This is a genomic window from Streptomyces alkaliterrae (genome assembly GCF_007097205.2).
Classification (GTDB): Bacteria; Actinomycetota; Actinomycetes; order Streptomycetales; family Streptomycetaceae; genus Streptomyces; species Streptomyces alkaliterrae.
Genome location: NZ_VJYK02000263.1, coordinates 1 through 7,686, shown reverse-complemented (window position 1 = coordinate 7,686; position 7,686 = coordinate 1). Strand labels below are relative to the sequence as shown.

Genomic DNA, 7,686 nt, shown 5'->3' with positions numbered 1-7,686 from the left:
CCACCCACCTCGGCTACCGCTCCGACTCCACCCGCCCCACCCGGGACGAGGACGCGCTGACCGGCGACCCGTACACGGGCGACCCGTACACGGGCGGCCCTTACGCCGGTGACGCCTACGCCGGTGACGCCTACGCCGGCCACGACACACCCGGCCCCGAGGCCGACGGCACGGGGCACCGACCCGGCGGCCCGTCGGCCGCCGCCCGCCACCAGCGGACGTTCACCGACCAGGACGGCTACGCCGGCCACGACACGCTCTCCGAGAGCGCCACCCCCGGCGCCCGGGAGGCGGCCGCGTCGTGGGGCGAGCCGGCCGCCGAGGACGGCCGCTACCGGGGCCCGACCACCGCGCTCGCGGCCGAACGGGCCCGGCAGGCGCGGATGACGCTGGTCGGCCCGGTCACCGAGCGCTGGGCGCCCGAACAGGCCGGTCCCGTCTACGAGAACTGGCGGCTGGCGCCGCCGGTCGGCCCGGCGGCCGACCTGTGGGCGCTGGGTGCCCTGCTGTTCCGCGCGGTCCAGGGCCACGCCCCCTACCCGGAGGAGAACACCGCCGAGCTGGTGCAGCTGGTCTGCTCCGAGCCGCCCGCGTACGCCGAGGAGTGCGGCCCGCTGCGGCCGGTCATCGAGTCCCTGCTGCGGCAGGACCCCACCGAGCGCCCGCAGTTCGAGGAGTTGAGCGGCTGGCTGCGGTCGCTGATCCGGTCCGCGCCGGAGCCGGAGGCGGGGCGTCGCGTGGTCAGCGCGCAACTGCCGCCCGCCGGTGGGCGCTCGGACTCCCGCCGGCTGCCGATACTGCGAAGACGAGGCGAGATCGCCAAGTGGCGGCGGCCCCGTCGGCAGCCCGCCGCGCCACCGCCGGGGCGGCGGCGGACGCGACGACCGCCTCCCGAACCGCAGGCCGATCCGCGCCGGTTGGGGCGGCTGATCCTGCTGGCGGTGCTGCTGCTGGTGGTCGGGGTGATGCTGTTCGCCGTGCTGCTGATGCCCAGGGCGGGGGAGACGGGCGCCAACCAGCGGGGTTCGGTCGGCGGCGCGCCCACCGAGGCCGTCCCGCCGTCCGCCGACCCCGGTCCGTCCGAGACGGCGGGGCCGCAGAAGAGCGGCGAGCCGTCCGGCACCGGTCGGCCCTCGCCGGACGGCGGCGGTACGGCCAGCCGCAGTCCGCACTCCTCGGCACCCGGGCAGGCCCCCGACGGCTACGAGTTCCGGGACGACCCGGCCGGTTTCCGCATCGCCGTGCCCGAGGGCTGGGCGCGCGGGCAGACCAGCAGCGGCCTGGTGCGGTTCAGCAAGGGCGGCCTCGAACTGGTCGTGGTGCCCGGCCGGGACAGCGCCGACCGCTACGGCTCCGACCCGCGCGAGTACCAGCTGTCCGACCAGCCGGAGCTGTCCGGCTACCGCGACTCCACGGGCTGGAAGACCAGCAGCGGCGTGCGGACCATCACCGTCGGCGACACGGCCATGGCGGAGGGCGAGTTCGGCTGGGAGGCCGGCGGCCGACAGCTCGTCGCCCGCAACCGGGCGATGCTGCTGGGCGGCAAGTACCACGTGGTGATGGTGACCGGTCCGCAGAGCGCCCGTGCGGAGATCGACGAGCGCTTCACGGCCGTCGTCGACACCTACCGCACCACCGGCTGACACCCCGGCGGCCCCGCGCGCCCGGCACCGCCCGCGCGCCCGGGTCGGCAAGGCCGGGTCGGTACGTCCGGGTACCAGGCGAGGGCCGAACGTCCCCTCCCGCCGGCCCGGGCCGGTGCGGTGGGATGGACGAGAGGCTGCCAATGGCGGCCGGCATCCCGGACGGACCGAGGTCGTGTCATGAAGGACTCAGTGGGCCGAGCGCGGCGCCTGAGCGGCGCGCTCGCGCTACCACGGCTTGAACCGGTCCTCCTCGTTCTCACCTCGGCGGCCCTGACCTGCGGCGGTGTCGCCTGGCTCGCCGGAGACGGCGGACTCGCGGACCTGTTCTGGGCGGTCGGCACGCTCTTCGCGATCGTGCCGGCGATCGGCTGGGTGGTGGCCGCACTGCGGCGCGGGCAGGCGGGCGTCGACCTGATCGCGGTGCTCGCGCTCGGCGGCACGCTTGCGGTGGGCGAGTACCTGGCCGGTGCTCTGATCGCGCTTATGCTGGCAACCGGCCGCACCCTGGAGTCCGCGGCGCAGCGCCGGGCCTCGCACGACCTGCGCGCCCTGCTGGAACACGCGCCGCGCTCGGCGCGCCGCCGCACGGACGCCGGAGTGGAGACCGTCCCACTCGACAGGGTCGCCGTCGGCGACCTGCTGGTGGTCGGCACCGGCGAGGTCGTCCCCGTCGACGGCCGGGTGGAGAGCGCCGAGGCGGTCCTGGACGAGTCGGTACTGACCGGGGAGTCGCTCCAGGTCGTACGGCCCCCGGGCGAGCCGGTCCGCAGCGGCGTGGTCAACGCGGGCGGCGCCTTCGAACTGCGCGCCACCGCGACCGAGGAGGAGAGCACCTACGCGGGCATCGTGCGGCTGGCGCAGCAGGCGGGCGCGGAGTCCGCGCCGGTGGTCCGCCTCGCCGACCGCTACGCGGCGTGGTTCCTGCCCCTGTCACTCCTGGTGGCGGGCGCGGCCTGGCTGGTCAGCGGCGATCCGGTGCGGGCCGTCGCGGTCCTGGTGGTCGCCACACCCTGCCCGCTGCTGCTGGCCGCGCCGGTCGCCATCGTCTCCGGTCTGTCCCGCGCGTCGCGCCTGGGCGTGGTCATCCGCGACGGCGGCGCGCTGGAGAACCTGGGGCGGGCTCGGACCCTCCTGCTCGACAAGACCGGCACCCTCACCGGTGGCCGTCCCCGGGTACTGGACGTCACCGCCGCCCCGGGCACCACGCCGGGCGAGGTAATGCGGCTCGCCGCCTCCGTCGACCAGTACTCGCCGCACGTCCTGGCCCGGGCGATCGTCGACACCGCCAGGGAACGCGGCCTCGCCCTCTCCGTCCCGGCGGAGGCGACCGAGGAACCCGGCTGGGGGGCCACCGGCACCGTCGACGGCCGCCGCGTCTCGGTCGGCCGGGTCGACACGGCGGGCGCCCGGCCCGGGTGGGCCAGGGCGGTCGACAACCGCGCACTCCTCGACGGCGCGGCGGTCGCCTGGGTCACCGTCGACGGGGAACCGGCCGGTGCCGTCCTGCTGCGCGACCCCGTGCGGCACGACGCCCCGCGCACGCTGCGCCATCTGCGCGCGGCAGGTATCGGAAAGCTGCTGATGCTCACCGGCGACCGGGAGGCACCCGCCCGCGAGGTCGCCGCGGTCCTCGGCCTGGACGGCGTACGCGCCGAGCTGACCCCGGCCGGCAAGGTCGCCGCCGTCCGCGAGGAGCGGGAGCGCGCGGTCACCGTCATGGTCGGCGACGGTGTGAACGACGCTCCCGCGCTGGCAGCCGCCGACGTAGGTGTCGCCATGGGCGCCCACGGCTCCACCGCCTCGTCCGAGGCCGCCGACATCGTGCTCACGACCGACCGGGTCGACCGCCTCGGCGACGCCGTCACCATCGCCCAGCGCGCCCGCCGCATCGCCGTGCAGAGCGCCGTGGGAGGCATGGTCATGTCGCTGGTCGCGATGGCCGCCGCCGCCGTCGGCCTGCTGCCGCCCGCCGCCGGAGCGCTGCTCCAGGAGGGCATCGACGTCGCCGTGATCCTCAACGCCCTGCGGGCGCTGCGCGTCGACCGGTCCGCCCGCCCGACCCTCACACCCACCGCCGAGGCGCTGGTCCACCGCTTCGCCGCCGAACACGACGACCTGCGGGACGTCCTCGACTCCGTACGCGCCGCCGCCGACCGGCTCTCCGGCAGCCCCGGCCCGACGGCCCTCGCCGCCGTGGAGGAGGCGCACCGCCTGCTGACCGAACGCCTGCTGCCCCACGAGCACGCCGAGGAGGACCAGCTCTACCCGGCGCTGGCGTCCGCACTCGGAGGACCGGAGGCCACCGGCACCATGAGCCGCGCCCACACCGAGATCGACCGTCTCTCCCGCCGCGTCGCCACTCACCTGCGGCTGGCCCACACGGGCGGTGGCCTGGCCCCCGAACAACTCGACGACCTGCGCGCCTGCCTCTACGGCCTGAACACCGTCCTGCGCCTGCACTTCGCGCAGGAGGAGGAGAACTACTTCTCCCTCGCCCCGTGAAGCCCACGGCACCACGGCGCCACGGCACTGCGGCACCACCCAACCGCCGCGCCACGGCACCACCGGTTCGACCACCGCGAACGCGTCTTTTCGCCCACCCGGTTGGCGCGTGCGCCGCCCGGCACGATAGTGATGGACGCATGTCCAACGAGGGGGAGCGGCCCGTGGAGCCGACGAGCTACGACCTGCAGCCGCCTGTTCCGACCACCGGCCACGTACCCACCCAACTGTCCGCGGAACCCGGTGACGTCCGGCGCGTCGGTGGCCGCTACCGGCTGATGGGGCGCCTGGGCCACGGCGGGATGGGAACGGTCTGGCGGGCCTTCGACGAGGTCGTCGAACGGGACGTGGCGGTCAAGGAGCCCCGCCCGCCGGAACACCTCGACGAGGCGGGCCGGGCGTCGTTCTTCGAACGGCTGCGCCGGGAGGCCCGGGCGGCGGCGAAGATCGACCACCCCTCTGTTGTCACCGTGCACGACGTCGTGCTGGACGAGGGCCGGCCGTGGATCGTCATGGAGCTGGTCGACGGACGTTCGCTGGGCGACGTGATCGCCGAGGGCACGCTGGAGGAACCGGAAGCGGCCCGGATCGGACTCGCCGTGCTCGGCGCGCTGGCCGCCGCCCACCGGCGCGGGGTGCTGCACCGCGACGTGAAGCCCGACAACGTGCTGCTCGGCGCGCACGACCGGGTGGTCCTGACGGACTTCGGGATCGCCCGGGTGGAGGGCGAGCGGCCGCTGACCGAGACGGGCGCGTTTGTCGGCTCGCCCGAGTACGTGGCGCCGGAACGGGCGCTGGGCCAGCACCCCGGGCCCGCCTCCGACCTGTGGTCGCTCGGTGTGCTGCTGTACACGGCCGTGGAGGGACTGTCGCCGTTCCGCCGCAACGGCACCCCGGCCACCCTCCAGGCGGTGCTCACCGCCGAACCGCCCGCCCCGAGCCGCGCGAAGGGCCCGCTCGGCGCGTTGATCATGGGGCTGCTGCGGAAGGAACCGGCCGCCAGGCCGTCGGTGGAGGAGCTCCGCGCGGTGCTCTCCGACGTGGCGGCGGGACCGGCCCGGCTGCCGCAGCTCGCCGGCGGGCCTGCCGGGAGCGGTCCGGCCGCGCTGCTGCGCCGCAGCCGCCCCGCCCGGTTCGCGGCCATGGGCGGCGCCGCGCTGGCCGTCCTCGCTCTGCTGCTCGTCCTGCTCGACCCGTTCGGCGCGAAGGAGCCGGACGGCTGGGAGCAGCGCACCGAGAAGACCGTGGCCGCGACGTTCGAGGTCCCGGCGGACTTCGAACGCCGCAAGGGCGAGGCGGACGACGGTCGCGGCTGGCTGTGGTTCAGCTCCGCCGACGGCATCTACGAGATCCAGGTCTGGCTGCACCCGGAGGCGGCGGAGGAGCCGCTGCGGGCCGCCGAGGAACACCTGGACGACCTCAAGGACAACGCCTGGCGGCACGACCTGAAGGACGTGTCGGGGAACAGCTACGTCAAGGAGTACGGCGAGCTGGACGGCGCGGAGGTCTCCATGACCTCCCGGGAGCGGCGCGCCGACGACAACGCGCCGAGGGACCAGCGGCTGTACTTCTTCCACGGCGGAGGCGGCGACCGGCTGTGGCGGGTGCAGGTCCGGCTGCCCGCCGAGCCGGGCACGGCCCACGACGAGGGGATGCGGATCTACGAGCGGCTGCTGGGGTCCTTCCGCCCGCAGAAGTGACCCCGGGCCGTCCGGCGCCCGTCCGGCGGCACACGTCCGCGCCAGCGATCACTGGCAGGATTTCGTGAAAACTGTTACCCACGGGTACCCAAGCCGTTCGGCGCCGCCTACCCTCTGCGCTATGACGGACACGCTCGACAGCCAGCCGGCCCCCTCGACCACGGCCGCGGCGGGCGGCCGCACCGCCGCCGACGTGGTCACCCCGGAACTCGTCGCCCGACTCACCGCCGGTGTCGCCGGCAGCGGCACCACCGCCTGCCACACCCCGTTCACCGGACAGAAGCTCGCCGACCTGCCAGAGGCGACCCCCGAGGACGTCGAGCAGGCCTTCCAGCGCGCCCGGCGCGCACAGCGCGACTGGGAGCGCGTCCCGGTCCGCCGCCGCGCCGCCGTACTGCTGCGCTTCCACGACCTCGTCCTGGAACGGCAGCGCGAGGTACTGGACCTCATCCAGCTGGAGACCGGCAAGGCCCGGCTGCACGCGCACGAGGAGATCCAGGCGGTGAGCATCGCCGCCCGGCACTACGGCCGCAAGGCGCCCACCTATCTGCGCCCGAGGCGCCACCAGGGCGCCGTGCCGCTGCTGACCCACGTCCGCGAACTGCGCCACCCGCGCGGCGTCGTCGCCCAGATCGCCCCGTGGAACTACCCGCTCGAACTGTCCGTCGGCGACGCGCTGCCCGCCTTCGTCGCGGGCAACGCCGTGGTGATGAAGCCGGACACCGAGACCGCGCTGACCGCCATGTGGGCGCGCCGGCTGCTGATCGAGGCCGGCCTCCCCGAGGACGTCTGGCAGATCGTGCTCGGCGACGGCCCGGTCATCGGCCCCGAGGTCGTCGACCGCGGCGACTACGTCTCCTTCACCGGCTCCACCGCCACCGGCCGCGCCGTCGCCCAGCGTGCCGCCGCCCGGCTCGTCGGCTGCTCGCTCGAACTCGGCGGCAAGAACGCGATGATCGTGCTCGACGACGCCGACCCCGACAAGGCCGCCGCCGGCGCCGTCCGCGGCTGCTTCTCCAGCGCCGGACAACTGTGCATCTCCATCGAGCGGTTGTACGTCCACGAGGCGGTCGCCGACGCCTTCCTCGAGCGGTTCGTCGCCCGCACGAAGGCCATGCGGCTCGGCTCCGCCCTCGCCTACGGCGCCGACATGGGCTCCCTCGTCTCCCAGGCCCAACTGGACAACGTCACCCGGCACGTCGCGGAGGCCGTCGAGAAGGGCGCCACCGTGCTCGCCGGGGGCCGTCCGCGCCCCGATCTCGGCCCGCTGTTCCACGAGCCGACGATCCTGGAAGGCGTCTCGGCGCCGATGTCCGTCTGCACCGAGGAGACGTTCGGACCAGTGGTCTCCGTCTACCGCTTCAGCGAGGAGGACGAGGCCGTCGCGCTCGCCAACGCCACCCCCTACGGGCTGAACTCCAGTGTGTGGTCCACCAGTTCACGCCGGGCCCAGGCCGTTGCCGCCCGGCTGCGCACCGGGACGGTCAACATCAACGAGGGCTACGCGGCCGCCTACGGCAGCGTCCGGGCCCCCATGGGCGGCATGGGCGACTCCGGCCTCGGCCGCCGCCACGGCTCCGAGGGCATCCTCAAGTACACCGAGGCGCAGACCGTCGCCCACCAGCGACTGCTGCCCATGGCGCCCTCCCTCGGCATGGACGACAAGGGCTACGCCGACTTCATGACGCGCTCCCTCAAGGCACTCAAGGCGCTCGGCTTCCGCTGACACGTCACGGCGTGCGTCGGGGAGCGCCATAGACGCACGCCCCCCGCCGCACCCGTCTCTTATACACATCTTACGCTGCCGACGATCTTACGCGTGTGGGTCCCGGTGGGCG

4 protein-coding genes are annotated in these 7,686 nt (G+C 74.9%); all 4 read left to right on the top strand.

Features of this window, described 5'->3' with window-relative positions:
* A partial coding sequence (locus FNX44_RS28595) for a serine/threonine kinase C-terminal domain-containing protein (RefSeq protein WP_500274144.1) occupies positions 1 to 1,643 on the top strand: 1,643 nt, incomplete at its 5' end.
* Positions 1,644 to 1,823: 180 nt separating this feature from the next.
* Positions 1,824 to 4,148: a heavy metal translocating P-type ATPase gene (locus FNX44_RS20735; RefSeq protein ID WP_143650078.1), complete on the top strand. Its 2,325-nt coding sequence runs from the start codon at positions 1,824 to 1,826 to the stop codon at positions 4,146 to 4,148.
* A 140-nt stretch (positions 4,149 to 4,288) separates the two neighbouring features.
* Positions 4,289 to 5,848 (top strand): serine/threonine-protein kinase, encoded by a 1,560-nt coding sequence (locus FNX44_RS20730; protein ID WP_143650076.1) that lies wholly within the window; start codon positions 4,289 to 4,291, stop codon positions 5,846 to 5,848.
* A 121-nt stretch (positions 5,849 to 5,969) separates the two neighbouring features.
* On the top strand, positions 5,970 to 7,574 hold the full coding sequence (locus tag FNX44_RS20725; RefSeq protein ID WP_143650075.1) for a succinic semialdehyde dehydrogenase: 1,605 nt from the start codon (positions 5,970 to 5,972) through the stop codon (positions 7,572 to 7,574).
* Positions 7,575 to 7,686: the final 112 nt, after the last annotated feature.